23 protein-coding genes and 1 pseudogene are annotated in these 24,696 nt (G+C 46.4%); 21 read left to right on the top strand and 3 right to left on the bottom strand.

Features of this window, described 5'->3' with window-relative positions:
• The first annotated feature begins 3 nt into the window (after positions 1 to 3).
• The 6 genes from glgD to ACUYLD_RS21310 all read left to right on the top strand — a co-directional run bounded on the left by glgD (position 4) and on the right by ACUYLD_RS21310 (position 8,937).
• Positions 4 to 1,107 (top strand): glucose-1-phosphate adenylyltransferase subunit GlgD, encoded by a 1,104-nt coding sequence (glgD, locus tag ACUYLD_RS21335; RefSeq protein ID WP_061830347.1) that lies wholly within the window; start codon positions 4 to 6, stop codon positions 1,105 to 1,107.
• 45 nt (positions 1,108 to 1,152) lie between these two features.
• Positions 1,153 to 3,606: a glycogen/starch/alpha-glucan phosphorylase gene (locus tag ACUYLD_RS21330; RefSeq protein ID WP_322162048.1), complete on the top strand. Its 2,454-nt coding sequence runs from the start codon at positions 1,153 to 1,155 to the stop codon at positions 3,604 to 3,606.
• Between the two features lie 190 nt (positions 3,607 to 3,796).
• Positions 3,797 to 4,348, top strand: coding sequence for a DUF2062 domain-containing protein (locus ACUYLD_RS21325; RefSeq protein ID WP_028542387.1), 552 nt, complete (start codon positions 3,797 to 3,799; stop codon positions 4,346 to 4,348).
• Between the two features lie 98 nt (positions 4,349 to 4,446).
• The gene (locus ACUYLD_RS21320; RefSeq protein WP_446675950.1) at positions 4,447 to 4,728 is read left to right on the top strand and encodes a hypothetical protein; all 282 of its coding nucleotides are present in this window, start codon (positions 4,447 to 4,449) and stop codon (positions 4,726 to 4,728) included.
• Positions 4,729 to 4,884: 156 nt separating this feature from the next.
• Positions 4,885 to 7,560, top strand: coding sequence for a YhgE/Pip family protein (locus tag ACUYLD_RS21315; protein ID WP_446675949.1), 2,676 nt, complete (start codon positions 4,885 to 4,887; stop codon positions 7,558 to 7,560).
• A 402-nt stretch (positions 7,561 to 7,962) separates the two neighbouring features.
• Positions 7,963 to 8,937 carry an aldo/keto reductase gene (locus ACUYLD_RS21310; protein WP_446675948.1) on the top strand — a complete coding sequence of 325 codons (975 nt, stop codon included), beginning with the start codon at positions 7,963 to 7,965 and terminating at the stop codon, positions 8,935 to 8,937.
• Between the two features lie 186 nt (positions 8,938 to 9,123).
• Here the strand turns inward: ACUYLD_RS21310 and ACUYLD_RS21305 are convergent.
• Positions 9,124 to 9,318, bottom strand: a pseudogene (locus ACUYLD_RS21305) (multidrug resistance efflux transporter family protein); the annotation flags it as partial.
• Between the two features lie 133 nt (positions 9,319 to 9,451).
• On the opposite strand from ACUYLD_RS21305, the gene ACUYLD_RS21300 reads away from it, so the two are divergent.
• The gene (locus ACUYLD_RS21300) at positions 9,452 to 10,639 is read left to right on the top strand and encodes a GTP-binding protein (protein WP_446675947.1); all 1,188 of its coding nucleotides are present in this window, start codon (positions 9,452 to 9,454) and stop codon (positions 10,637 to 10,639) included.
• A gap of 5 nt (positions 10,640 to 10,644) precedes the next feature.
• Here ACUYLD_RS21300 and ACUYLD_RS21295 read toward each other — a convergent pair whose 3' ends face one another.
• On the bottom strand, positions 10,645 to 11,505 hold the full coding sequence (locus tag ACUYLD_RS21295) for a LysR family transcriptional regulator (RefSeq protein WP_446675946.1): 861 nt from the start codon (positions 11,503 to 11,505) through the stop codon (positions 10,645 to 10,647).
• 132 nt (positions 11,506 to 11,637) lie between these two features.
• Here ACUYLD_RS21295 and ACUYLD_RS21290 point away from each other — a divergent pair, with 132 nt between their 5' ends.
• From ACUYLD_RS21290 to ACUYLD_RS21270, 5 genes are all read left to right on the top strand, one after another.
• Positions 11,638 to 11,967: an antibiotic biosynthesis monooxygenase family protein gene (locus tag ACUYLD_RS21290; RefSeq protein WP_446675945.1), complete on the top strand. Its 330-nt coding sequence runs from the start codon at positions 11,638 to 11,640 to the stop codon at positions 11,965 to 11,967.
• Between the two features lie 236 nt (positions 11,968 to 12,203).
• Positions 12,204 to 13,223, top strand: coding sequence for an ATP-binding cassette domain-containing protein (locus ACUYLD_RS21285; protein ID WP_446675944.1), 1,020 nt, complete (start codon positions 12,204 to 12,206; stop codon positions 13,221 to 13,223).
• Complete coding sequence (locus ACUYLD_RS21280; protein WP_446675943.1) at positions 13,220 to 14,035, top strand: ABC transporter permease; 816 nt, start codon at positions 13,220 to 13,222, stop codon at positions 14,033 to 14,035. The genes ACUYLD_RS21285 and ACUYLD_RS21280 overlap by 4 nt, the downstream gene beginning before the upstream one ends.
• A gap of 61 nt (positions 14,036 to 14,096) precedes the next feature.
• Positions 14,097 to 14,771, top strand: a complete 675-nt coding sequence (locus ACUYLD_RS21275) for a response regulator transcription factor (RefSeq protein ID WP_446675942.1) — start codon at positions 14,097 to 14,099, stop codon at positions 14,769 to 14,771.
• On the top strand, positions 14,768 to 15,889 hold the full coding sequence (locus tag ACUYLD_RS21270; RefSeq protein ID WP_446675941.1) for a sensor histidine kinase: 1,122 nt from the start codon (positions 14,768 to 14,770) through the stop codon (positions 15,887 to 15,889). The genes ACUYLD_RS21275 and ACUYLD_RS21270 overlap by 4 nt, the downstream gene beginning before the upstream one ends.
• An 87-nt stretch (positions 15,890 to 15,976) precedes the next feature.
• Here the strand turns inward: ACUYLD_RS21270 and ACUYLD_RS21265 are convergent, their stop codons facing one another.
• Positions 15,977 to 16,846, bottom strand: a complete 870-nt coding sequence (locus tag ACUYLD_RS21265) for a DUF421 domain-containing protein (protein ID WP_446675940.1) — start codon at positions 16,844 to 16,846, stop codon at positions 15,977 to 15,979.
• Positions 16,847 to 17,123: 277 nt separating this feature from the next.
• Between ACUYLD_RS21265 and ACUYLD_RS21260 the strand changes: the two genes are divergently transcribed.
• The 9 genes from ACUYLD_RS21260 (at position 17,124) to ACUYLD_RS21220 (ending at position 24,679) form a co-directional block, all read left to right on the top strand.
• Positions 17,124 to 17,393, top strand: a complete 270-nt coding sequence (locus tag ACUYLD_RS21260; RefSeq protein ID WP_023988351.1) for a glutaredoxin family protein — start codon at positions 17,124 to 17,126, stop codon at positions 17,391 to 17,393.
• Positions 17,394 to 17,434: 41 nt separating this feature from the next.
• Positions 17,435 to 18,775, top strand: coding sequence for an LLM class flavin-dependent oxidoreductase (locus ACUYLD_RS21255; protein ID WP_013310067.1), 1,341 nt, complete (start codon positions 17,435 to 17,437; stop codon positions 18,773 to 18,775).
• A 17-nt stretch (positions 18,776 to 18,792) separates the two neighbouring features.
• The gene (gene ssuE / locus ACUYLD_RS21250) at positions 18,793 to 19,323 is read left to right on the top strand and encodes an NADPH-dependent FMN reductase (protein WP_029519116.1); all 531 of its coding nucleotides are present in this window, start codon (positions 18,793 to 18,795) and stop codon (positions 19,321 to 19,323) included.
• A gap of 108 nt (positions 19,324 to 19,431) precedes the next feature.
• The gene (locus ACUYLD_RS21245) at positions 19,432 to 20,322 is read left to right on the top strand and encodes a LysR family transcriptional regulator (RefSeq protein ID WP_446675939.1); all 891 of its coding nucleotides are present in this window, start codon (positions 19,432 to 19,434) and stop codon (positions 20,320 to 20,322) included.
• Between the two features lie 161 nt (positions 20,323 to 20,483).
• Complete coding sequence (locus ACUYLD_RS21240) at positions 20,484 to 21,335, top strand: transporter substrate-binding domain-containing protein (protein WP_446675938.1); 852 nt, start codon at positions 20,484 to 20,486, stop codon at positions 21,333 to 21,335.
• Between the two features lie 76 nt (positions 21,336 to 21,411).
• A complete protein-coding gene (locus tag ACUYLD_RS21235; protein ID WP_023988355.1) occupies positions 21,412 to 22,191 on the top strand; it encodes an amino acid ABC transporter permease in 780 nt (259 codons plus the stop codon).
• Entirely contained in the window at positions 22,188 to 22,898 is a 711-nt protein-coding gene (locus ACUYLD_RS21230) for an amino acid ABC transporter permease (protein ID WP_446675937.1), read from the top strand. Before ACUYLD_RS21235 ends, ACUYLD_RS21230 begins: the two co-directional genes overlap by 4 nt.
• A complete protein-coding gene (locus ACUYLD_RS21225) occupies positions 22,895 to 23,647 on the top strand; it encodes an amino acid ABC transporter ATP-binding protein (protein WP_025722945.1) in 753 nt (250 codons plus the stop codon). The genes ACUYLD_RS21230 and ACUYLD_RS21225 overlap by 4 nt, the downstream gene beginning before the upstream one ends.
• A gap of 15 nt (positions 23,648 to 23,662) precedes the next feature.
• Positions 23,663 to 24,679 (top strand): LLM class flavin-dependent oxidoreductase, encoded by a 1,017-nt coding sequence (locus ACUYLD_RS21220; RefSeq protein WP_446675936.1) that lies wholly within the window; start codon positions 23,663 to 23,665, stop codon positions 24,677 to 24,679.
• Positions 24,680 to 24,696 lie beyond the last annotated feature (17 nt).

The following is a 24,696-nucleotide window of genomic DNA, read 5'->3' as shown; positions in this document are numbered from 1 at the left end:
GCTATGAGCCGACTCATTGGAGTTATCAACCTGGATCACGAACTGGATCAGTTGAAGGAGTTGACCTATTTCCGGTGCGGGGCCGCAGTTCCCTTTGCCAGTCGATATCGGCTCATTGATTTTACCTTATCCAACATGATGCATGCAGGGGTGCATGATATTGCACTGTTTATCCGCCGCAAATACCGTTCGCTGCTGGATCATCTGGGTGAAGGTCGGCCTTGGGATTTAGACCGCAGACGGGGCGGGTTGTTTATTTTGCCACCGGACTGGAATGATCCGACGGATGCATCACGTGGAGATTTGCAGCATGTGCACAACAATCTGGATTTTTTTCATCGCTCATCGGGGCAAACCCTTGTTCACGCAGGAACTCAGCATGTCAATAAGGTTGATATCGAGGATGTATACCGTTATCATCGGGAGAAAAATGCAGATGTTACCCTCGTATATAAACCCATAGACCAGCTCGAATCTGAGCATGCTCCTTGTGCACGACTGGAGATTGATGAGAACGGACGGGTGACTGGTATTCATCAGGAGCAGGATCATCATAATATTTATCTGGAAATGTTCGTGATGGACAAAGGCTTGTATCTGGATCAGGTGAAGCATTGCATAGCCCATCAGGATAATCATTTCTTTCGCGATGCCATCCAGAAAAACCCAAGTGGGCTGCGCATTTATGCGTATCGTTATGAAGGTTATCATGCAGTCATTAATTCTATCGAGAGCTACTATAAAAATAGCATGAAGCTGCTGGATCAGCAGCAGTATCAAGCACTGTTCCAGAATCAGCCGGTGCACACCAAAATCAAGTATGAAGCCCCGACTCGTTATACGCACAGCGCCGAGGTGGATCATTCGCTTGTTGCTAATGGCTGCACCATTGGGGGCAAGGTCGAGAACAGTATTCTTTTCCGTGGAGTGCAGGTGGAGGAGGGCGCGCGGGTAAGCAACTCGATTATTATGCAAAAATGTGTCATCCGTAAAGGGGCAGTTGTGGAGAATGTGGTTTTAGATAAAGATGTACAGCTTTCACCAGATCGAACTCTGATTGGAGACATTAGAGTTCCCTATGTCATTGCCAAGAATAGCGTAATTTAAAGGATATACTTAGCCATTAAAACGGAAATAACAGGAGGTACAACTTTGTTCAGCAATAAAGAAGCTTTTAAGCAGGCTTTTCGAGAGCAACTGGTCGGAAGGCTGGGCAAACCGATGCAGGAGGCTCAGTCGGAAGACGTATATAAGGTTTTGGGTGGCATGATTCGTGAACAAGTCGGCAAGAATTGGGCAGAAACGAACCAAGCCTACAAAGAAGGAAAAGAGAAGCAGATTTATTATTTTTCACTGGAATTTTTGATAGGTCGTCTACTGGGCAGTAATCTGCTTAATTTGGGCGTACTGGATATGGTACGGCAGGCATTGGGTGAACTGGGCTGGGATCTGGAGGAAATTGAAGAACAGGAGGCTGACGCGGGGTTAGGCAATGGTGGTCTCGGCCGTCTGGCGGCTTGCTTCATGGACTCGCTGGCATCCCTTGGCTATGCAGGACATGGCTGCGGCATCCGATATAAATATGGTCTGTTTGAACAGCGTATTGTGGATGGCAATCAGGTTGAACTGCCGGATTACTGGTTACAGAAAGGGAATGTCTGGGAGGAACGCCGTCCTGACAAAAAGGTCGAGGTTCATTTTTGGGGAAGAGTGGAAACCCGTGAACAGGAGGGACGTCTTGTATTCGAGACACAGGATGCCGAAACAGTCTGGGCTGTCCCTTACGATATTCCGCTGGTGGGCTATGGTCATGCGCAGGTGAATACGCTGCGGATTTGGAGTGCGGAATCAGCGCTTGATCCCGTTCGAGGACCGATTCGAGGCGAGGGCGGTTATTACCGCTTTCTCGACTACAATCGATCGGTGGAATCCATCTCGGCATTTCTATATCCGGATGACTCCAATTATGAGGGAAAGCTGCTTCGCTTGAAGCAGCAGTATTTCCTGTGCTCGGCCGGATTGCAAAGTATTTTGCGTACGTTCGAGAAGCTTCGTTTACCTTATAGCCAGTTGCCCGATAAAATAGCACTGCACATTAACGATACACATCCGACGCTGGTTATACCGGAACTGATGCGTATTCTGATAGACGTGAAGGGCTTGGGCTGGGACGATGCATGGGATATTACGACGCGAACCGTTTCATATACAAATCATACGATATTAAGTGAGGCGCTGGAACAATGGCCTGTCAATATGGTACGGGAGCTACTTCCTCGTATTTCCTTGATCATTGAAGAAATTAACAAACGTTATTGCGCTATGCTACTGGAGCGTTACCCGGGTCAGGACATCAAAATTGGTGAAATGGCGATTATTCACGGTGAACAAATCCGTATGGCTCACTTGGCAATCGTCGGCAGCTACAGCGTTAATGGGGTAGCTGCGCTGCATACGCAAATATTAAAGGAACGAGAGATGAAGTCGTTTCACGAGCTGTACCCTGACCGTTTTAATAATAAAACAAACGGGATTGCCCATCGCCGCTGGCTAATACATGCCAACCCGGAGCTGGCAAGCTTGTACGATGAGACCATCGGCACACGTTGGAGGACCCGTCCAAGGGAGCTCATCGACCTGCTTCGTTACAGTGGGGACGAGTCGTTCAAAGAACGGATACAGGCGATTAAGCGAAATAATAAAGTCAGGCTCGCTGAGCATGTTTTTGCAAAACAGGGCGTGCGGCTGGATACGTCCTCCATTTTTGATGTACAGGTCAAACGGTTGCATGGTTATAAGCGACAGCTGCTCAACATTTTGCATGTGATGCATTTATACAGTCAGCTTAAAAGTAATCCGGGCCTGGATGTGACGCCACGCACGTTTGTTTTTGGAGCCAAAGCCGCCCCCGGTTATTTTCTCGCCAAACAGACGATCAAGCTTATTAACAACGTGGCGGACACGATCAATCGGGATGTAGATGTCAAGGACAAGCTGAAAGTCGTTTTCCTTGAAAATTATTCGGTCTCGCTAGCCGAGCTGATTATTCCTGCGGCGGATGTCAGTGAGCAGATTTCCACGGCAGGCAAGGAAGCCTCAGGCACAGGGAACATGAAATTTATGATGAACGGTGCGCTCACAATAGGTACATTGGACGGAGCCAATGTTGAAATGCATGAAATGGTAGGCGATGCCAACATGTTCATTTTTGGATTGAAGGTGGATCAGATCGAGGCATATTACCGAGACGGCCAGTATTCGGCGCGCAAAACAGCCAACAGTGACGAAAGACTGCGTGAAGTGTTGGATCAACTCGTGAACGATGCTCCTTTTACGCGGCATGAACGGGAATTTGAGGCCATTTATCAATCCCTGATTGATCATAATGATGAATACTTTGTGCTCAAGGACTTCGCATCCTATGTGGATACACAGGTTCACATTGAACAAGTGTATCGGAATCCCCCGGAGTGGACTCGGCGTGCTATTGTGAATATGGCCCATTCTGGGAAATTTTCTAGTGATTGTACGATTCAGCAGTACGCGGCTGAGATTTGGGACATTGTACCTCTCCAAAACGATGTCAACAAGCGAATTCTGTCCTAAAACGGCGAAACAGGCGGAATAACATTGCTTTTCGAACGCTGAGGGTTATAATGACAGTATAGACATAAGTAAGGATGGGAGCTGTATTGACTCATTCCTGAACTTGAATAGTACTGTTGAAGGAGTCCTCCTATTGATAAAGCTCAATCCGAAAAGGCTCAAACCTCATAAATCGAAGAAGAAGTATAATATGTTTCAAAATATATGGCGTGCGATTCGGCTGAATTTCATCAAGCTGTTGCGTGCCCCTGGTGGAGTTAAAAAGATTTCTTTGGGCTTCGCCATTGGCTTTGCGCTGGAGATGATCGTGATTTCCACGGCTTCTCTGGTATACCTTGTTTTTTATCCGATTGTTCGTCTCTCTGGCGGCTCGCTGCCTGCGGCCATTGTGGGTAACGTTGTAGGTAAGCTGACCTTTTTGCCAATTGTACTGATGCCATTCGCCAAGCAAGTGGGAGCTTGGATTTATCCATCTCATTATCCGGTACATGTCAGGGGCGGACGACTTCACGAGCATTCTTTTATGGAGCTGTTTCACGGCAACTGGTCTGTATTCAGAGACTTGCTGCACGGAGGCTTGCACATCCTGATCGGCATGTCGATTTTCGGTGTGGTGCTGGGCATTATCTCGTATTTTGTCATTCAGGTTCTGTATAATCGTTCGCTGCACAAACGGTTGGAAAAGCGAAAGTTGCGTCATGGTGCAGCATTTTCGGCGGCCAGACTGCTGAAGAATGGATAATGTAGTGAATGAGAAGCTCCTTGAGCCTATAAATTAGGTCTAAGGGGCTTCTTTGAGTTAGGACAAAAATCCCAATTGAGATGTCAGGAGGAATTCCCATGAAAAAATGGAGCTCTGTCACTGCAACAGTTGCGGCAATATCCATGCTTTTGGGAACGGCTCCAGTTCCAGTTGCAAGGGCACAGCAGCCCGCCGCTGCCATAGATCAAAACGCACAAACTTCTGTTAACTTGGACCCAACCGCCACTAAGCATTTAACAGATGTGCTGAACACATTAGCGGGGAAACAAACGATAGAGTTTACAAGTGCAGACACCTCTTTTGACGCTTGGACGGTAAACGGAACTTTGGCTATGCCCGCGAATGGAGTTCGAAATTAAGCAGATTGATTTTATTGAAAAGCGTATGATCTCTATAAGTGTCATACGTTTTTACATATTTTGTAACAGGATTGGCTTCATTCGCTCGAATCGTTTACAATACGTGTGCATACAACAATGGACGACAGGTTAATGTACATACGAGGAGTGATGAAGTTGCGGAAGATATGGCAAATCTACTTAACAGACTGGAGAAATGTATTCAAAGTATCGACCGGGACTTTATTAGTCATTGGCATCATTCTTTTGCCTTCCGTCTATGCATGGGTGAATTTGAAAGCGATGTGGGATCCGTATGCGAATACATCTGGGATTAAAATTGCAGTAACCAGCCAAGATCAAGGTGCAGAAGTGAATGGTAAAAAGATTAATATCGGCGACGAGGTTATACATAACCTTCAAAATAACAAGAAGCTGGGTTGGACTTTTGTCAATGAAGCGGAAGCACGAAAAGGTGTGTTGAATGGTGATTATTATGCCAGCCTGCTGATCCCGAAAGATTTTTCAGAGAAAATTACGAGTGTGCTGACGGAAAATCCGCAAAAGCCGGAAATTGATTACGCCGTAAATGAAAAAATTAATGCAGTAGCTCCGAAAATTACATCTTCGGGGGCAACCTCTCTGACGAACCAGATTAGCCAAAACTTTATTGAAACTGCCAGCCAGGCCGTATTGACAAAGTTGAAGGAAGCCGGAGTCAAGTTGGAGGAGGAGCTCCCGACGATTCGTAACATTGAGAACCGGGTGTTGGAGCTGAATAATCGATTGCCGGATATCGAAAGGTTGGGCAAACAGGCATTGGAACTGGAGCAAAATTTGCCGAAAATAAAGGCACAGGGACAAAAGATCATTGCATTGAAGGAGAAAATTCCTGAAATTAACCGTGCCGGTGACCTGGTGCTCAAAATTGACAAAAACATGCCTGAGCTGGACAAGGTAGCCACTGTTATTTTGGATATCCAAAAAAGACTACCTGATATTCAAAAGGCCGGTGATCGAATTGTTGAACTGGATCAAAATTTCAGCAAGGTAGAAAGTGCACTGGCTACCGCTTTAGAGGACACGCAAACGGCCCTTGAGGTCATTAATGCTGCTCAGAAAGCACTGCCAGAAGTACAGAAGATAGCGGACACAGGCAAAGACTTTACAACCGGTTTACTTGAATTTCTGGACAAAAATGAGGGTGCGCTTGATTCGATTGGTACAATAGTTAAAGAAGACTTACAGCTGGTACAACAAATCGCGAATGAAGTTTCTCAGATTACAGACATCATTCGTGGTGTGGATTTTGATCCTAAAGCAGCACAAGCTGCGGTGAATCGTGTCAGCGGTAGGCTGACAACTGCCGTGGGGGTGCTGGATCATATTTCTCAATTGCTGAACCGTGTGAACGGTTACTTGCCAAGTCAACCTCTGGATTCACTTATTTCCCGTGTGAGCGGGGTGGAGGATCGTTTCCGTCGTCTGAATAGCACAGTAACTAGTATCGGGGATGCCATCCAGCGCGGTGAAAAGCCTGCGCAAAATCTGCTGGATGACACTGATCGCCTTGCAGGAGAAATCAGTAGCGGAATTGACAGCATTTTGGGCAATTATGATACGGAGTATGCACCCGCCATTCAAAAGGCGCTGGATCAGATCAAATCCGTTGCCCGCAATTCTGCCAATGTGCTGACTACAGCTCAAGAGCAGCTACCGAATATTGAAAAGCTATTAAATGACGCACAGGCTGCAGCAGAATTCGGTCAGCAAGAGCTAACACGTCTCCAGCAGGATCTGCCACAATACCGTCAAAAACTGCATGAAGCGGCTACGACGATTCAGGGACGTATGGGCGAGTTTACGAATGCTGTGAACAAAGCGGCAGACTTCGTAAATAACGATTTGCCGGCGGTTAAAAATAAAATTCATCAGGCAGCAGATTTTGTGCGTAATGATTTGCCCAAAGCGGAACAACAGTTTGTCAAAATGGCTGATTTAATTGAAAATAAATTTCCTGAAGCTGAAAAAGCGGTACACCAAGTAGCCAATTTTGTAAGGACCGATCTTCCAGCTGCCGAGGATTCCATACGCCAGGCTGCAGACACAATTCGCAAGCTTAAGGGCGAAAATGCACTCGGACGCGCTATTGCATTGCTCAAGGGGGATGTGAAAAAGGAAAGTGATTTTCTCGGCAGTCCGGTATCGTTGAAGCAGGAACGGATATACCCAATCCCCAACTATGGTTCGGCGATGTCACCTTTTTACACTACATTGTCGATTTGGGTGGGTGCGATGCTGCTGGTCTCGATGTTTAGGGTAGATGTGGATGACCCGGAAGGACAATTTAAAAGCTACCAAGTGTATTTCGGACGGCTTATGACATTCTCCACGATTGGTATTTTTCAGGCGCTGAGCGTATCTCTCGGTGACTTGTTCCTGCTCGGGGCGTATGTGGATGCCAAAGTAGCTTTTGTACTGTCCTCTATGCTGATCAGTCTGGTGTTTACGGCGATGACCTATACACTAGTTTCAGTGTTCGGCAATATCGGCAAGGGACTGGCAGTCATCCTACTGGTGCTTCAATTCTCCAGTTCAGGAGGGACATTCCCGATTGCGACGAGTACACCGTTCTTTCAGGCGCTGAATCCGTTTGTACCATTCACCTATGCGGTGAGTCTGTTACGAGAGACAGTAGGAGGGATGTTGCCTTCAACGGTGACACGGGATGTGGTGATGCTGTTTGTATTTATCGGTGTTTGCTTCCTGTTTGGATTGGTGTTTAAGAAGCCGCTCAGCAAGCATACGAAAAAAATGGCCGAGCGAGCAAAAGAAACGAAATTGATTCCTTGATTGTAAAAAAAAGAATGAGTTACGGTGGTTGAAGTGAGCCGCTCCGCGAAGGATTTGATCTTACGATCGCTGTTGCCACGGGATTCTTTGGATTAGATAGACATGAAAAGGTAAGAATCCCGTGGCAAAGGCGAACGCTTCGCTTCTCCAGATTCAAATTCTCCGCTCCGCTGGTAACCATCGTAAAGTCACTTCTTTTAATATTTGGCGGGTAGTATAAGGGGAGATGGCCTCGCGCTTGCTGCTTCGGCGGTGCGTGGGGCTTTTTTGCATGCGCTATCCCTTTAAATTGATTTTGAGGTGTTTCAAAGGAGTTTGATTTGGTGAATAAACGAAGTATGGTCTTTTTTGGCATGTCATTTTGCGGAATTTTAAAATCCTTAAGCAAAGGCGGGAGATAGTATGGAGTATTCATACTTAGGAAAGTCAGGCTTGAAGGTTAGTCGGTTATGTCTGGGCACGATGAATTTCGGACCGGAAACCGAAGAAAAGGATGCGTTTAAAATTATGGATGCCGCACTGGATGCAGGCATTAACTTTTTTGATACAGCTAATGTATATGGCCATGATCGTAAAGGTTGGACAGAGGAAATTATCGGACGTTGGTTCCAGCAGGGCGGCGGAAGACGCGAGAAAGTCGTGTTGGCAACGAAGGTATACGGAGATATGAAAAATGAACATGACGGACCCAATGCAGGATCAGGCTTGTCTGCTTACAAAATTCGCCGTCATTTGGACGCGTCGCTGAAACGTCTTCAAACCGACCATGTAGAGCTATATCAAATGCATCACATTGACCGTAATGTGTCATGGGATGAACTATGGGGCGTATTCGAGTCCGTGGTGGATCGCGGACAGGTTGATTATATCGGTTCTAGTAATTTTGCAGGCTGGCATATTGCGGTGGCGCAAGCCGAAGCGAAGGCACGACGTTTTCTGGGGCTTATATCCGAGCAGCATTTGTATAACCTGAACGAACGTTCCGCTGAGCTTGAAGTATTACCGGCAGCTCAGGAGCTGGGTCTGGGTGTGATTCCATGGAGCCCGCTGGCGGGCGGACTGCTGGGACGGAATGCGTTAGCAGGTACTGGTTCTCGCAGCGCACGCGCCAAAGAAAAGGTGGAGCAGAATCGTGCGAAGCTGGAGCAATTTGCAGCATTGTCCCGCGATCTGGGTGAAAAGGAAGACGTGATTGCACTGGCTTGGGTACTGTCCCATCCGGCCGTAACGGCTCCAATTATCGGACCACGGACCTTAGAGCAGTTAGAGGATGCTCTACGGGTACCTGAGGTCAAATTGAGCGAAGATGTGCTTGCCAAGCTGAATGAGATTTTCCCCGGTCCGGGAAAACCTGCGCCAGAAGCCTACGCTTGGTAATCATACTTCGTACTCGTCATAAAGCATCATTCTTTGTGAGAAATAATCGGCAAAAAGCAGCAGATCAGGAGCTTCCTCTTTGATCTGCTGCTTTTTTTCTGGTGCCTGATCCACACTTGAACGACCATGGCAAGAATAAATATACGCTAAACGGGATCTATTTTTTTAGATATTATTTGCTGAGTGGATCACCCCTGAAAACACAGCCACCAAGGCGGACTGTACCGTCTGTTCCTTATTTGGCATTCCCACGCTGAAAACTCCATATACAGAAAACAATAACCAGAAGGGGAAGCTGGCTAATGTCATCCCGAGCACACGTTGATAGGCATCCAATCGTCCCGCACAGGCTTCCATCATTTTACGATTATTTAATGGATAGATTATTCATTTCAAGAGTTTCTCCACAGTTGACAAGGCAAAAGGGATGCTGTATATTACTGAAAGTTGATGTTAATAGTAATTATTACGATTTAAAAGAATAAAATCTAATATTCAAGGGAGCGTACCAGCGATGAATAAGAAACCAATACCGGTAACCGTGTTGAGCGGATATTTGGGTGCAGGAAAAACAACGATTTTGAATCATGTATTAAACAATCGGGACGGAATGAAAGTGGCAGTCATCGTCAATGACATGAGTGAAGTGAATATAGATGCCGAGCTGGTTAAAAAAGAGGGCGGCTTGTCCAGAACAGAAGAAAAACTGGTCCAGTTGTCTAATGGTTGTATTTGCTGCACATTGCGTGAAGATTTATTACTGGAGGTCAAGAAGCTGACGGAACAAGGCGAGTTTGATTATATTTTAATCGAGTCTACAGGCATCAGTGAGCCCGTGCCAATCGCTCAAACCTTTACGTACGCCGATGAAGGAACTGGCATTGATTTGGCTTCGCTGGCAAAACTGGATTGCATGGTGACCGTAGTTGATGCGAACCGTTTCTGGCATGATTTTGAATCTGGAGAAACGCTACTGGATCGTAGGCAGGCTACTGGTGAAGACGACACGCGTGATATCTCGGACTTGTTGATTGACCAGATTGAAACTTGTGATGTATTGATTTTGAATAAGTGCGATCTGGTTCAGCCTGTGGAGCTAGACAAGCTGGAGGGTGTGCTGCGGAGATTACAGCCTGAAGCCCGAATCATTCGTACTTCCAAGGGAAAGGTCGCTCCTTCGGACATTTTGAATACAGGGCTGTTCAATTTTGACAAAGCTAGTCAATCCGCTGGATGGATTCGGGAGCTGGAGCTTGAAAGCCATACACCGGAAACGGACGAATATGGGATCAATTCCTTTGTATATCGCCGTAGAAGGCCATTTCATCCTGCGAGATTGGCTGAATTTATGAGCTTCTGGCCGGAGGAGGTTGTTCGCGCCAAAGGTTTGGCCTGGATTGCAACCCCGCAGGATTGGGCAGCGAGTATTAGCCAGGCAGGACCATCTATTCAATTTGGCCCTGCGGGAAGCTGGCTTGCTGCGTTATCTGAAGAAGAACGGCAGGTGATCGTGGCAGCCGATCCTGAGGCTCTGGACCATTGGGATGAACAATGGGGCGACCGCATGAACGAAATCGTCATGATAGGTATTGGAATGAATCGACCGGACTTGGAAGAAGAGCTAGATGAATGCCTACTGAACGATAACGAAATGGATATGGACTGGTCCAGTTTTGAGAATCCGCTTCCTTGGCCGACATGATGAAGCTAGTTGATCCATTCAGTAATAAAGTCCATACATTTTTTAGCGGCTGGAGAAACATTTTTTAAGGAAGCGGTAGCGATACCGATAGTACGGGAATGCCTTTCGTCCAAAGGTCGAATAGAGATGTCGTAAGGAATGTGAGACAGGATCATTTCAGGAAGAATACTCACGCCTAGGCCATTCTGCACCATAGCCATAATCGCATGGTCATCTTCTAATTCATATTTGATTTTAGGTGACATATTATGCTGTGAAATAATATTTCTTACATCGGTGTCACAGCCTGCAACAGGCATAATGAAAGGCTCATCTCTGAGCTGTTCTATTCGAATTGAGGCTTGATTTCCAAGAATATGATCGGAAGGAAGTAGACAAAGCATGCTTTCTTCTTTTAATGGCAATGCCTCTAATGCGTCTAACGTGGGTAGGTTCACAAAGCCGAAATCAGCTTCCCCACTGACTATCCAGCTCTCAATTTCATGGTAGTTCCCATCGAGCAGTTTTATTTCAATAAGAGGAAACTGCTCATTGAATTTTTTTAGAATACGAGGCAGCCAATGAATAGAGACGCTTGAAAATGTGCCGATCTTTACGGTTCCGATTTCCAATCCTTTAATTAAAGCTACCTCTTGGTAGAGCTTTTCGTCCATTTGTACGATCTCTCTAAATCGCTTCATTAATCTTTCCCCGTTATTGGTCAATCTGATGCCTGAACGACCTCGGATCAGAAGAGTCAGCCCTAGTTCATGTTCCAATCCAGAGATCGCATGGCTGATTGCTGATTGTGTAAGATTTAAAACTTCCCCGGCCTTTGTGAAACTTCCCATTTCAACTACGCAAAGAAAAATCTTATATTTAAACAAATTCGTGTTCACTCCTATTTTTTATGAAATATATTCATGTATCATATCAGATATATTCATTTTTTTTATTTAATATTTATGATTATAATCAAATTAAAGAAAGGTTATTTAATTTTGTTTTAGGAGGGTCATATGAACTCAATTGCTAAAACTCCTCGTCCGCCCTATTATGCGGCTATCTTTACTTCTGAACGTACGGAAGGAGATGGCGGGTACGGAGTGATGGGAGACAAAATGGTGGAACTGGCTGCCCAACAGCCAGGTTTTCTAGGTGTGGAAAGTGTTCGTGACCACAATGGAGTAGGCATTACAGTTTCCTATTGGGAGTCTCTGGAAGCTATAAAAAATTGGAAACATAACGAGTTACACAAGGTAGCGCAGGAAAAAGGGAAATCCGAGTGGTATAAAACATTTGGTTTAAGAGTGAGCAAGGTAGAACGAGATTATTTTTTTACAGTGTAAATAGGTTCAATATCCAAGTTAGTGCTTAGCATGAAGCCGAATCTGGAAATAAAGGTTTTCCAATATTCATTAAAAGAACATCCATGAGATGAAGCCAAAGAAGTCCCATATAGGGACTTCTTTGGCTTCTCTGTCAGAAAGAAATTATCATCAATTTTGGAAAACGTAAACGGTTCTATTCATATTCAGTTCATAAACGTGGGTTATCCTCTCTATAGAAACCGTATAGGGAGGATATGAATGTGGATTATACAGACAGAAAAGAGACCTTGGCCATTGAAGCAAGGGGACTCGTTAAAGCTTTTGGTGATAAGCATGCAGTTGACGGTGTCGATTTGAATGTACGTGCTGGCACGATCTACGGGGTGCTCGGTCCTAATGGAGCAGGTAAGACGACTACCATCCGAATGCTGTCAACATTATTACGGCCTGATAGGGGATCGGCCCGTATCTTCGGGCACGATGCAGTAAAGGAACCGCAGGTTGTGCGTCAATTGATCGGGGTGACAGGCCAGTACGCATCGGTCGATGAGTCGCTTAGCGCTACCGAGAACCTGATCATCTTCTCCAGACTGCTTGGGCTGGGACGTGCCGAGGCGCGTCATAAGGCAGCGGAGCTGCTGGAGGAATTCGGCTTGGTCGAAGCGGCCAAACGACCGCTAAAGCATTTTTCTGGAGGTATGCGCCGCCGGCTGGATTTGGCTGCAAGTCTCATTGCTAAGCCGCCGCTGATTTTCCTGGATGAGCCGACTACAGGACTAGACCCGCGCACGCGTGTCCAGATGTGGGACACGATCCGGCGTCTGGTCAAGACCGGTTCCACCGTACTGCTCACAACCCAGTACCTCGACGAGGCGGATCAACTTGCTGACCGAATCGCGGTGATCGATCATGGTCGGGTAGTCGCTGAGGGTACGGTGGATGAACTGAAAGCGGCAGTAGGAGCGTCGACTCTGCAACTCAAAGTGCAAAATCAACAGGACATTGAGAGAGCTGTTCAGATCGTTGAACAAGTGCTTCCAGTCAAGTCCAGCGTGTCAATGGAAGCTGGAAAGATTATTTCTCCGATGGCCAATGCAGATCGGGTAACGGACCTGCTGATTGCCCTCCGTACTGGAGAGATTCGCCTAGCAGAGATGAGTGTGCAAAAGCCGACGCTTGACGAGGTGTTTTTGTCCATCACTGGTCATGGAGCACAAGTAAACAAGCAGCAGACGTCCCAAGGAGCGCATGCTGTGGAGGGGGCGAGAGCATGAAGAGTACTACTGTTATGACAGGTTCTGATCGCACATTGAAGAAGACTGTGAGTTTCAGGCAGGCGTTCTCCAATTCCATGACGATGGCCTACCGGGGCATTCTAAAGATTCGGCATACTCCCGAACAATTGTTTGATGTCACGCTCCAGCCGATCATTTTTACCCTTATGTTTACCTATATCTTTGGCGGCGCCATCTCAGGAGACGTGCAACATTATTTGCCGGTTATTATTCCAGGCATCCTCGTGCAGACTGTGATCTCGACCTCCGTCGTTACCGGCGTCCAACTACGTGAGGATATGGACAAAGGAGTGTTCGACAGGTTCAAGTCACTCCCAATCGCACGTATTGCGCCTTTGGTTGGAGCCCTGCTGGCTGACAGTATCCGGTATACTATTGCAACTGTACTTACCTTCGCCATGGGGTATATTTTGGGGTATCAGCCAGGGGGAGGACTGCTGAGTGTAGCTATCGCCGCGCTTCTGGTCATCGTGTGTTCCTGGGCGGTCAGCTGGATTTTCGCCTTCTTTGGCGTGATTGCCCGCACTGCTTCTAGTGTACAGGGCATCTCCATGATTGTTCTGTTTCCGCTCACTTTTGTTTCCAACGCATTTGTGCCTGTCGGCACAATGCCTGGTTGGCTGCAGTGGTTTGTGAACGCCAACCCGATTTCACATCTTGTGAACGCAGTCAGAGAGCTTGCGAATACGGGAACGATTGGCGGGGAACTGGCGATCTCCCTACTTGGCGCTACAGTCATTGTGGCGATCTTCGCGCCGCTTACGGTGCGTGCTTATATGCGTAAAGCATAAGATGGCAGTCTTCTTGACGAGGACGAGAGATTTAAGGCAGAGTTAGTTAGGGGGGATTGAAATGACGCGTGTATTGGTCGCTGATGATGATCCGCATATTCGTGAACTGGTCGGACACTTTTTGAGAATGGAAGGACTGGAGGTAGTCGAGGCGGTGGATGGTTTGGACGCGATGCGCATTTTTGATCAAATCAAGGTCGATTTGCTTGTTCTTGATATCATGATGCCGGGAATGGATGGTTGGGAGCTGTGTCGTAAGCTGCGAGAGCAAACCGACCTGCCGCTGCTTATGCTTACAGCTAAAGGCGAGACGTCACAGATCGTGAAAGGTTTCGCACTCGGAACGGACGACTATCTTGTCAAGCCATTCGACCCCATGGTGCTTGTCGCACGTGTGAAGGCTTTATTAAAACGTTATCGTATCATGGCTTCAAAATCAGTAACTGTCGGAGCTCTTGTCCTGCGCAGCGATACATTTGAGTGTCGGGCTGGAGAGAAGGAGATTACCCTGCCGCGCAAGGAATTTGAGCTGCTCTTCAAGTTGGCCAGCTATCCTGGCAAAACCTTTACCCGCGACCAGCTGATCGAACAGATCTGGGGTTATGATTATGAGGGAGACGAAAGAACGGTTGATGTCCATATCAAACGCCTTCGGGAACGATTTCCGGAGGCAAGCCACTCCTTCCGGATCAGTACGATCCGGGGATTGGGTTATCGGTTGGAGGTAAGGCAATGAAGAGGGAACCGGGGTTACTCCATATTCTTGCAAGAGTCCTGCTGGTAGTATTGGTGCTATATCTTAGCTGGGCTGCCGCGTACTTTATTATGGAGGCGATCTATTCGCACATGTCATGGGCTCCCCATGGTTTGTTCGTCTTTCTTATGAATACGACGCTAGGCTTTTTCTTCTTCGGTATTATCAGTATGACGGTAAGGCGTTTCTTTCAGCCTAGAGAACAGCACGCTTTTACCGAAATGATCGATGCTTTAAAACGTATTTCGCAAGGAGACTTTCACATTAACCTGGATTGGGACCTCGGCGGGCGGAACGGAAAACATCGGAGGCCACATCCTTATGTACAGTTGGTGGACAGCATCAATGATATGGCTGCAAATCTGAAGGCTATGGAAAAGCTACGGGAGGAGTTTATTTCGAACGTATCCCATGAAATCGGCTCACCGCTGACCTCGATAATCGGATTCGCCAAAGCGCTCAAGGACGAGAATCTGAATCGTGAGCAGCGAGATCGGTATTTGACGATCATCGAGACGGAGTGTATTCGTCTATCCAAGCTAAGCGATAATCTAATGAAGTTGGCGATTCTGGATTCGGAGCGACATCCGTTTCGTCCGTCCCTTTATCGGCTGGACAAGCAGCTGATTTCGCTTATTCTCGCCTGCGAACCGCAATGGGAGGCTAAAAAAATCGAGATGACTGTTGAGGTGGATATAGTTGAGGTCAACGCAGACGAGGATCTGATGGGCCAGGTTTGGGTGAATCTTCTTCACAATGCCATTAAATTTACACCGCAGGGTGGAAGCATATCTGTTTCTCTTTCAAGTAACGGTGATCAGGCGGTTATCTGCATTGCGGATACGGGACAGGGTATCAACGAACAGGATCAGCAACGCATTTTTGAACGATTTTATAAAGCAGACCAGTCACGGGCCCGAACTGCAGGAGGCAGCGGCTTGGGACTGTCCATTGCTTATAAAATAACAGAGATGCATACTGGCTCTATCTCTGTATCCAGCAAGGTGGGAGAAGGAACGGTATTTACAGTTATGCTGCCGCTGCGCCAGAAAGTAATGGAAGGCAGCAACAGTGAAATGTACACCGGCACAGTAAGTTAAAAAGGAGCGTCTTCAAAGCCATAAACGGCTGAAGGACGCTCCTTTTTAGTTCCCATGCTTCTACTCTTATGGCATATGCGTATGTGCTCAGGACTTAGATGTATTTACCGGCTGCATCTCCTGTATAGCTTCTTTCAAGCTTTGTGAGCATTGCTCATATAGCTGTTTTCTTTGTTGCTCACTGGAACCAGATGCGAGTTTTTGCAACTCCGTTGTGCATTGTTCCAGCAAAGTCAGCACGGCTTGATTCGAATCCTGCACCTTGCTTAGCTGTACATTATCACTATATTGGTCAATGTACAGTTCCCCTTGTGGGTCCACCTGTGCGAAAAATACATCTTTGACCGTTAGGCTCTTTTCCTTTAGCTTTTCATCCAGCCATTGTTGCGTAATTCCCATGTATGCCATTTGCTGCTCCATAACTTGTCCATCCATAATAATGGCTGTCGGTTCCTTCTCCGGCAGCTGCAGCATATTGAGATCCTTAAGCGTCACGGCCTGCTTGTCTTTGGTCAGCAGCACGTTGATCGCACCACTGGTCTCCATAATGGCAAATTCCACGTCTGCCACCTTGAATACATTTTTACTCCGCAGCTGCTCCATGAGCTCATCTAGCGTTAGCCTTTCCTTTTTCATATTATCCTCTAAAATTTTGCCGTCTTTGATCAGAGTAGTGGTCTTTCCATCGGTAAAATCTCTGATTTTCTTGCTTTTAATTTGCAATACTTCAATGACAAATGTTGTGAGGACCCATACTGCCAAGGCTATAAACCCCAAGTACCAAGTCTGTTCTCGCTCCATAGGAATGGTAGCAGCCAGATTCCCTATCGTGATTCCGGTTATATATTCGAACACGGAAAGCTGGGATACCTGACGTTTTCCGAGAATTTTGGCAATTAAAAATAATACAGCGACAGCCATTAATGTGCGTGTAACAACCTCGGCCCAATCATGCATTTACTCCACCTCATTTCATTTCGTTTTGCCGCAAGTGCGCTAATATTCCAAGCATGTCCGCGCCAAGGCCCATTTAAACTCCAATTCATCTAAATTTAAAAAATCAGGCTGCCAATAAACCGATTAAATACGATATAAAATTAAAATTTTCTATCGTTGAATTAGCAATGTCTATTACACAAGCGATTGACGGAAAAGGGGCGGCAGGATACATTATAAATATAATTCTTATTTAATTCATCGGGATTATAAACATTAAGCTCACGGAGGTATGTATATGTCGTCCAAACCTAAAGTTGTATTGTGGAGCAAAACCGGCTGTCATTTTTGTGGAGAGATCAAATCGTACCTGGAATCCCAAAATCAGCCGTATGAAAATATCCAAGTGGACGGAAATGATGCGCTGCGTGACGTGCTGGAGACCAAATATGGTATTCGTTATGTCCCTGTCGTCGAGGTAGGTGGCGATAATAAATATGAAGCACTGCTCAACCCAGATCTGGAAGAGTTGGGTAAAGTGCTGGAAAGTTACAATCAAGTGGTATAAGCCGACGGGAAATCAATAATTTCAAGAGAGGTGGAAGAGTTATGGCTAAGAATAGACAAATTAAATTTGGTGCGATTATTCACGGTGTTGGGGGAAGCATGACGACTTGGCGTCACCCCGAAGTACCTGCGGATGCGAGTGTTAACTTTGAATTTTATAAAACGCAGGCGCAAAAGGCAGAGGAAGGAAAGTTTGACCTCGTATTTATCGCAGATGGCCTGTTTATTAACGAAAAATCCATTCCCCACTTTCTGAACCGTTTTGAACCAATTACGATTTTGTCCGCTTTGGCTGGGGTGACGAAGCATATCGGACTGGTCGGCACACTGTCGACTTCCTATAGCGAACCGTTCACGGTAGCACGCCAGTTTTCTTCCATTGATCATATAAGCGGAGGTCGTGCAGGCTGGAATGTGGTGACTTCCCCGCTGGAAGGCTCTGCCCTTAACTTTAGTAAAGGCGAGCACCCGTCGCATCCGCAGCGCTATAAAATTGCAGAGGAATATTTACAGGTTACCAAAGGACTGTGGGACTCGTGGGAAGAGGATGCGTTCGTTCGTGATAAGGAAGCCGGCGTATTCTTTGATCCTGAAAAGCTGCATACATTGAATCATAAAGGTGAGTTTTTCTCTGTGCAGGGTCCGCTGAACATTGGACGATCCAAGCAGGGACAGCCGGTTATTTTCCAGGCAGGTTCCTCGGAGGATGGCAAAAACCTGGCCGCCAAGGAAGCGGATGCTGTATTTACAGGACATGAAACGTTAGAGGAAGCGCAGCAGTTTTATCGTGATGTGAAAGAACGTGCGGTACGTTATGGTAGATCCGAAGAGGATATTGTCATTTTGCCGGGCATTTCGCCGATTATTGGCAGCACGACGGAGGAAGCAGAACGTAAGTATGAAGAGATCACTAATCTGGTGACGATTGAGGCTGCGTTAAAATATTTGGGACGTTTCTTCGATCATCATGATTTCTCACAATATCCGCTGGATGAGCCATTCCCTGAGCTTGATGGTATTGGCAGCAATGCGTTCCGCAGCGGTACAGATAAAATTAAACGAGTAGCCAAGGAACAAAATTTGACCTTACGCGAGGTTGCATTGCGTTCAGCTACACCGAGAACCTCTTTTATCGGAACCGCTGAGCAAGTAGCGGATCGAGTGCAGGAGTGGTTCGAAAGAAAAGGGGCAGACGGATTCATTATTGGTTCTGATGTGCCATCGGGTCTGCATGACTTCGTCAATCTGGTTGTGCCTATTTTGCAGGAACGCGGTATTTACCGTCAGGATTATGAATTTAGCACACTACGTGAAAACCTGGGCGTGCCTATTCCTGAGAACCGCTATACAGCAGCCAGATCCAAAGTGAAGGTTGACGCATAACAGAAGGAGGGAAAAATATGTCCAAGGTTGTCATCCTATCAGGCAGTCCGTCTACACAATCCCGTTTATACGGCTTGATTAACTATACAACGGAGCAGTTGCAGCAGGCTGGAGCGGAGGTCACATTACTGAATGTGGTCGACTTGCCAGCGGAGGATCTGGTCACAGCTAACTTTAACAGCCCCGACGTCACAGCATCACTTGCATTGATTGCAGCAGCGGATGCCGTTATTGTGGCTTCTCCAGTCTATAAGGCGTCCTATTCAGGGCTATTGAAAATATTCCTGGATTTGGTTCCGCAGGAGGGGCTAAGAGGGAAACCAGTCTTGCCTTTATTTATCGGAGGTACACTGGCTCACCTGCTGGTCATTGACTATGCCTTGAAGCCGGTTATTAATGCACTGGGCGGAAGACATATTCTTGGCGGGGTGTATGCAGTGGATCAGTGGGTCGAACGTCTGCCAGATGGAGCATACGGGTTGTCGGAAGAATTGGTTGCACGGTTGGAACGTTCTGTTAAAGAACTAAATGAGCTATTAAAATTATAGATATTTTCAATATTTCCATTGACAGGTCGTTCAGTGAGTTTTATGATACAAAAAAACCAAGTTAACTTATTGGATAAATGTATATAAAACTTACTGGGGGACTTGCGTATGAATATCGAGAATATGGAAGCCTTTGTATACGTGAATCATTATGGGAGCTTTAATAAGGCTGCAGAAGCCTTGTTCTTGTCCCAGCCCTCTGTTACAGCCCGGATTCAGACGCTAGAGCGCGAGCTAGAATGCAAGTTGTTCGACCGCCAAAGCAAGCAAACGGTTCTGACGGAGGATGGACGAAAGTTTCTTCCTTATGCGGAGCAGATGCTTCAGGTGCTGCAAAAAGGGAAACAAAAGCTCCAACAGCGTAAGAAAGCCCCTCAGCAAATTCGAATTGGTTGCACGATATCGGTGTCGAACTACATCATTCCTGAAATATTAAAGCAGCTTCGTGCCCGTTATCCAGAGGTTAACTACAAAATTGTGACGGCTACGACGGATCAACTGGTACATAAACTGTTGAACCGTGAGGTAGACATTAGTTTTGTGCGTAAAGTGATGCATCCGGCTATCCGTACGCTTGCTTTTTATGAAGATCCGATTTCCCTGTATGTATACGACGGCCATCCGTTTATGAAGACAGGAAAGGCCAGTATACAGGATATTCAACGTGAAACACTGGTGTTTTTTGAATGCGGATCATTAGATTGGATGAGAATTCATCGCGCTTTTGAATCACTGGAGCAACCACCGGACATTGCTTTTCAGGTAGACAATGTGGTCACGGCCAAAAAGCTGGTATTGGAGAAAGCGGGTATTGCCTTTTTGCCAGATGTCTGTGTGAACCGTGAAGTAAAAGATCAGAAACTGTTCCGTATCCATGTTCCAGAGGTAGCTGGGGTGTCGATGCAGATTAGCATAATAGCGACCAAAGAAGACTGTGCAGTGACCTCGGATTTTGCAGATGCACTGATAGAAGGTTTCCGGGGTGCTGTTTTGTTATAGAAAAGTTCTATGGCTTGATGGATTGACGTATAGGTTTCCAGGTGTTAAATTAATCACATCCTAAAACCGATTAAACTTATAGGAATTATTAATTATTTGGATGTTGTAGCTACCATGTATGTCGCAAACTGCTGATATACAAAGAGATGAGGGGGATTCATATGAAAAAGTGGTTTGCAATATTGTCTGTTATGGCAATCATCCTGGTGTTGGCAGGCTGCGGTTCCTCGGATAACGCGTCTAGCGCGTCAGGTTCAAGCGGAGACGTGAAGAAAATTATCGTAGGCACAGGTACTCAATTCAAAAATGTATGCTTTATTGACGAAAACGGAAATTTAACAGGTTTTGATGTGGAGCTGATTAAGGAGCTGGACAAGCGCCTGCCTCAATACGAATTTGAATTCAAAACGATGGACTTTGGAAATTTACTGCTAAGTCTCGATGCCGGCAAGATTGATCTGGTATCGCATCAAATGGAAAAAAACCCGGAGCGCGAGGCCAAGTATCTGTTCAACAAAAATCCGTATAGCATTTTTCTGAACAGAGTCGCTGTAGCGAAGGATAACAATACCATTCATTCAATTGATGATTTGAAAGGGAAAAAGGTACTCACCAGCCCAACCAGTAATGCGGCGTATGTGCTGAAAGAGTATAACAAAACCCACGGAGATGCCCTGAATATCGTTTATACGAGTGGTGCAGCCAATGATACGGTACAGCAAATTACGAGCGGCCGTATAGATGCTACCGTTACGACAGACTTTGCGAACCGTTTTAACACCGATGAAAAAGGAGAAGTAGCTCTGAAAACCGTTGGTGATCCTTTGACTCAATCGGATGTACTGTATGTACTGAACAAAAATGAGCAAGGGTTGGCGGATGACATCGACAAAGCCATTCAGGAAGTGAAGGACGACGGTACGCTGTCGAAGCTGAGCATTAAATGGCTTGGAGAGGATTTCACTAAGTCTCTGGAAGATGTGAAAAAAGAAGGTAGCAGCAGTAAGAAGTAAGGATAGACGTGGACATTTCAGCGGTCAGGGTACTCTATGTATTCTGGCCGCTGATGTATAGAAAGGAGGCAGGCATATGAGCAGAGAGTTCAATATTGACTATGTTTTTAGCTTTATCCCGAAAATGCTGTCTTACTTACACATCACCTTGTTTATTGTGGCAAGCTCGCTTGTATTGGGGCTTATCATTGGTCTGTTGGTTGCGCTGCCTCGCATGTATAACATTCCATTTCTCAAACGTGTTTCTCAAGTGTATGTTTCCTTTTTTCGCGGAACACCTATTCTAATCCAATTGTTTCTGGTGTATTACGGCCTGCCAGAGCTACTAAAGCTGGTGGATATCAATTCCTCCAGATGGGATGTGCTGTGGTTTGCCGTAGCAACCTACGCACTCAATAGTGGAGCCTTTATTTCCGAAATTATCAGGTCAGGAGTAGAGGCTGTAGATCGGGGACAAATCGAGGCTGCACAGTCCGTCGGCATGTCAGGCTATCAGACCTTTACACGTATCATTATGCCGCAAGCGCTGGCTGTCGTGGTTCCGGTATTTTCTAATCTGGTGATTGGCAATCTGAAGGATACTTCGCTGGCATTTACGATCGGAGCGATGGAGATGACAGGGAAATCACAGACATTAGGGTCGGCTACCCAACATTTTGTTGAAACCTATATCGCGTTATCCCTTATCTATCTGGTGATCAGTCTGATTTTACAAAAATTGTTCAAGGTGCTGGAAAATACGCTTCTCCGGCATGAGCATCGGGATGCAGTGCAGAAAGAACCCGAAAAACGAAAAAGCTTTGTGGTGCGTTACCTGAGAAGTCCCCGTCTTAGTAAAGGAGGTAAAGGCATATGAGTCTGGATTTTGGCTTTATATATACTGCCTTTTTAGGGTTGTTCTCCGCGTTGCCCAACACCTTAATTATTACAGTGGTTTCCGTACTGGCAGGGTTGGTCATCGGTATTATAACGGCGCTGGCGCGAATCTATAAGGTTCCTGTGTTGTCCCAGATTTCTCACGGTTACGTTACCTTTATCCGTGGCACACCGATGCTGATGCATTTGCTGCTTATTTATTTCAGTTTGCCTTTGTTGATTGATGCGGGAGCGAAGCATTTCGGCTGGCCGCTGCAAACCAAAGATGTTCCTTATATGGTATTTGCACTCATTTCGTTTTCCATTACCAGTGGCGCGTATATGTCTGAGGTCGTCCGTTCTGGAATTCAATCGGTCAACAAGGGACAAATCGAGGCGGCTTATGCCGTCGGTATGACGACGTGGCAAGTGCTGAGACGGATTGTATTTCCGCAGGCGTTCGTGGTGAGTTTGCCAAACCTGACGAATTCCGTTATTGGGATGCTTCATGGCTCTACCTTGGCCTTCACGGTTTCGGTCACAGAAATCCAGGCACAGGCTGAAATTCTGGCATCTACCAACTGGAAATATTTAGAGGTATATATTGCAGCTGCACTGCTATTTTGGGGCTTGACGGTATTGATTGAACGAATATCCGGCTTGGTGGAGAAAAAAATCAATGTGTTTAATGGAGGTCGAGCATCATGATCCGTCTGCAAAATATTACGAAGTCGTTCGGCAAACATGAAGTGCTCAAAGGCATTGATTTGACCGTGAACAAAGGCGAGGTCGTCGTTATTTTAGGCCCGAGCGGTTCAGGAAAAACGACTCTGCTACGCTGCATTAATTATCTGGAAAAGCCGAATGATGGGGAAGTCAGCATTGGCGATTTTACAGTGAACTGCAAGCGACCTGCGAAGAAGGATGTTTTGGCTCTACGTCAAAAGACAGCTATGGTTTTCCAGCAATACAATTTGTTCAAGCATAAAACAGCACTGGAAAATGTCATGGAAGGACTTGTCGTTGTCCGCAAGGTCAAGCAGGAGGAAGCGAAAAAAATCAGCATTGAGGTGCTGGAAAAGGTCGGTCTGGGTGAAAAGCTGAATCATTATCCAAGCCAGCTGTCTGGCGGGCAGCAGCAGCGTGTCGGCATAGCGCGTGCTTTGGCGCTGAACCCGGAAGTGATTTTGTTCGATGAGCCGACTTCGGCGCTGGACCCTGAATTGGTGGGTGAGGTGCTGTCGGTGATCCGCAAGATTGCAAAGGAAGGTATTACGATGATTGTCGTTACACATGAAATGGGCTTTGCGCGCGATGTTTCAAATCATGTGGTATTTATGGATGGCGGTCATATTATCGAGGAAGGCACACCGGACGACATTTTTAACCACCCCAAAGAGGAACGTACCAAACAATTTCTGAAACGGATTACACCGGAGTATAACTATTCAATTTAGACGGGAGAGGGAGACATGAGTATTAAAATCGGAGTATTGGATCAAAGCCCTATACACGAGGGGGAAACGGCAGCGCAGGCCCTTCGTAATACGATTAAGCTAGCACAGTGTGTAGAGGAATTGGGATTTACGCGTTTCTGGGTATCAGAGCATCACGATTCCCAGCAGGTTGCGGGCTCTTCACCAGAGGTACTCATTTCCCATTTGCTGGCACGCACTGAGCGTATTAAAGTCGGTTCTGGTGGAGTGATGCTTCAGCATTACAGCCCTTATAAAGTAGCTGAAAACTTTAATGTGCTGTCCTCTCTTGCACCGGGTCGCGTAGATTTGGGAATCGGACGCGCACCGGGCGGGTTGCCGAAATCCACACAGGCGTTACAACGAAACATTCATGATGCGCCTTCTCTCGAAGAAAAAATTGATGAAGTAAGTCGCTATATTCATAATATTCCGTCTGAAGAAGGACCGTTAGCCGGGTTACAGGCGAATCCGATTCCAGAAATACCAGCGGATATTTACGTTTTGGGTACAAGTACAGACAGTGCTGGAATTGCTGCGCGTTTGGGGTTGCCCTACGTTTTTTCGCAATTTATCAATAGTAATGAGCAGGTTGCATTGGAATCATTCCGTACGTATCGGACGTCTTTCGATTATAGTTATGGACGTGAGCCGAAAGCTCTTTTTGCGCTTTCAGTCATCGTAGCGGACACTTCCGAGGAAGCTGCGGAGTTAGCAGGTGAGCACAAGCTGTACAAAATTCATCTGGCCAGTGGCAAGACGGCTACGGTGGGCACGCTGGAAAGTGCAGAAGAGTTTGGCAAGCAATCGGGTGAAGAATATACAATTGAAGCTACACAAGCGCAAATTAACAAAGGGAATAAAGACGAAATCTATGCTGTGCTGACGGAAATTCAAGCGAAGTATCAGGCCGATGAGCTGATCGTTACGACAGGAATAAGAGATATACACAAGCGCGTGCGCTCGTTCGAGTTGTTGCATGAAGCTTTTGCCGGATTGTCTGTGCAGTCCTAGATGTTGTTGGTCTGAGA

This window comes from Paenibacillus sp. SER-28 (assembly GCF_052906305.1).
This window is presented reverse-complemented; position numbering and strand designations above follow the sequence as displayed.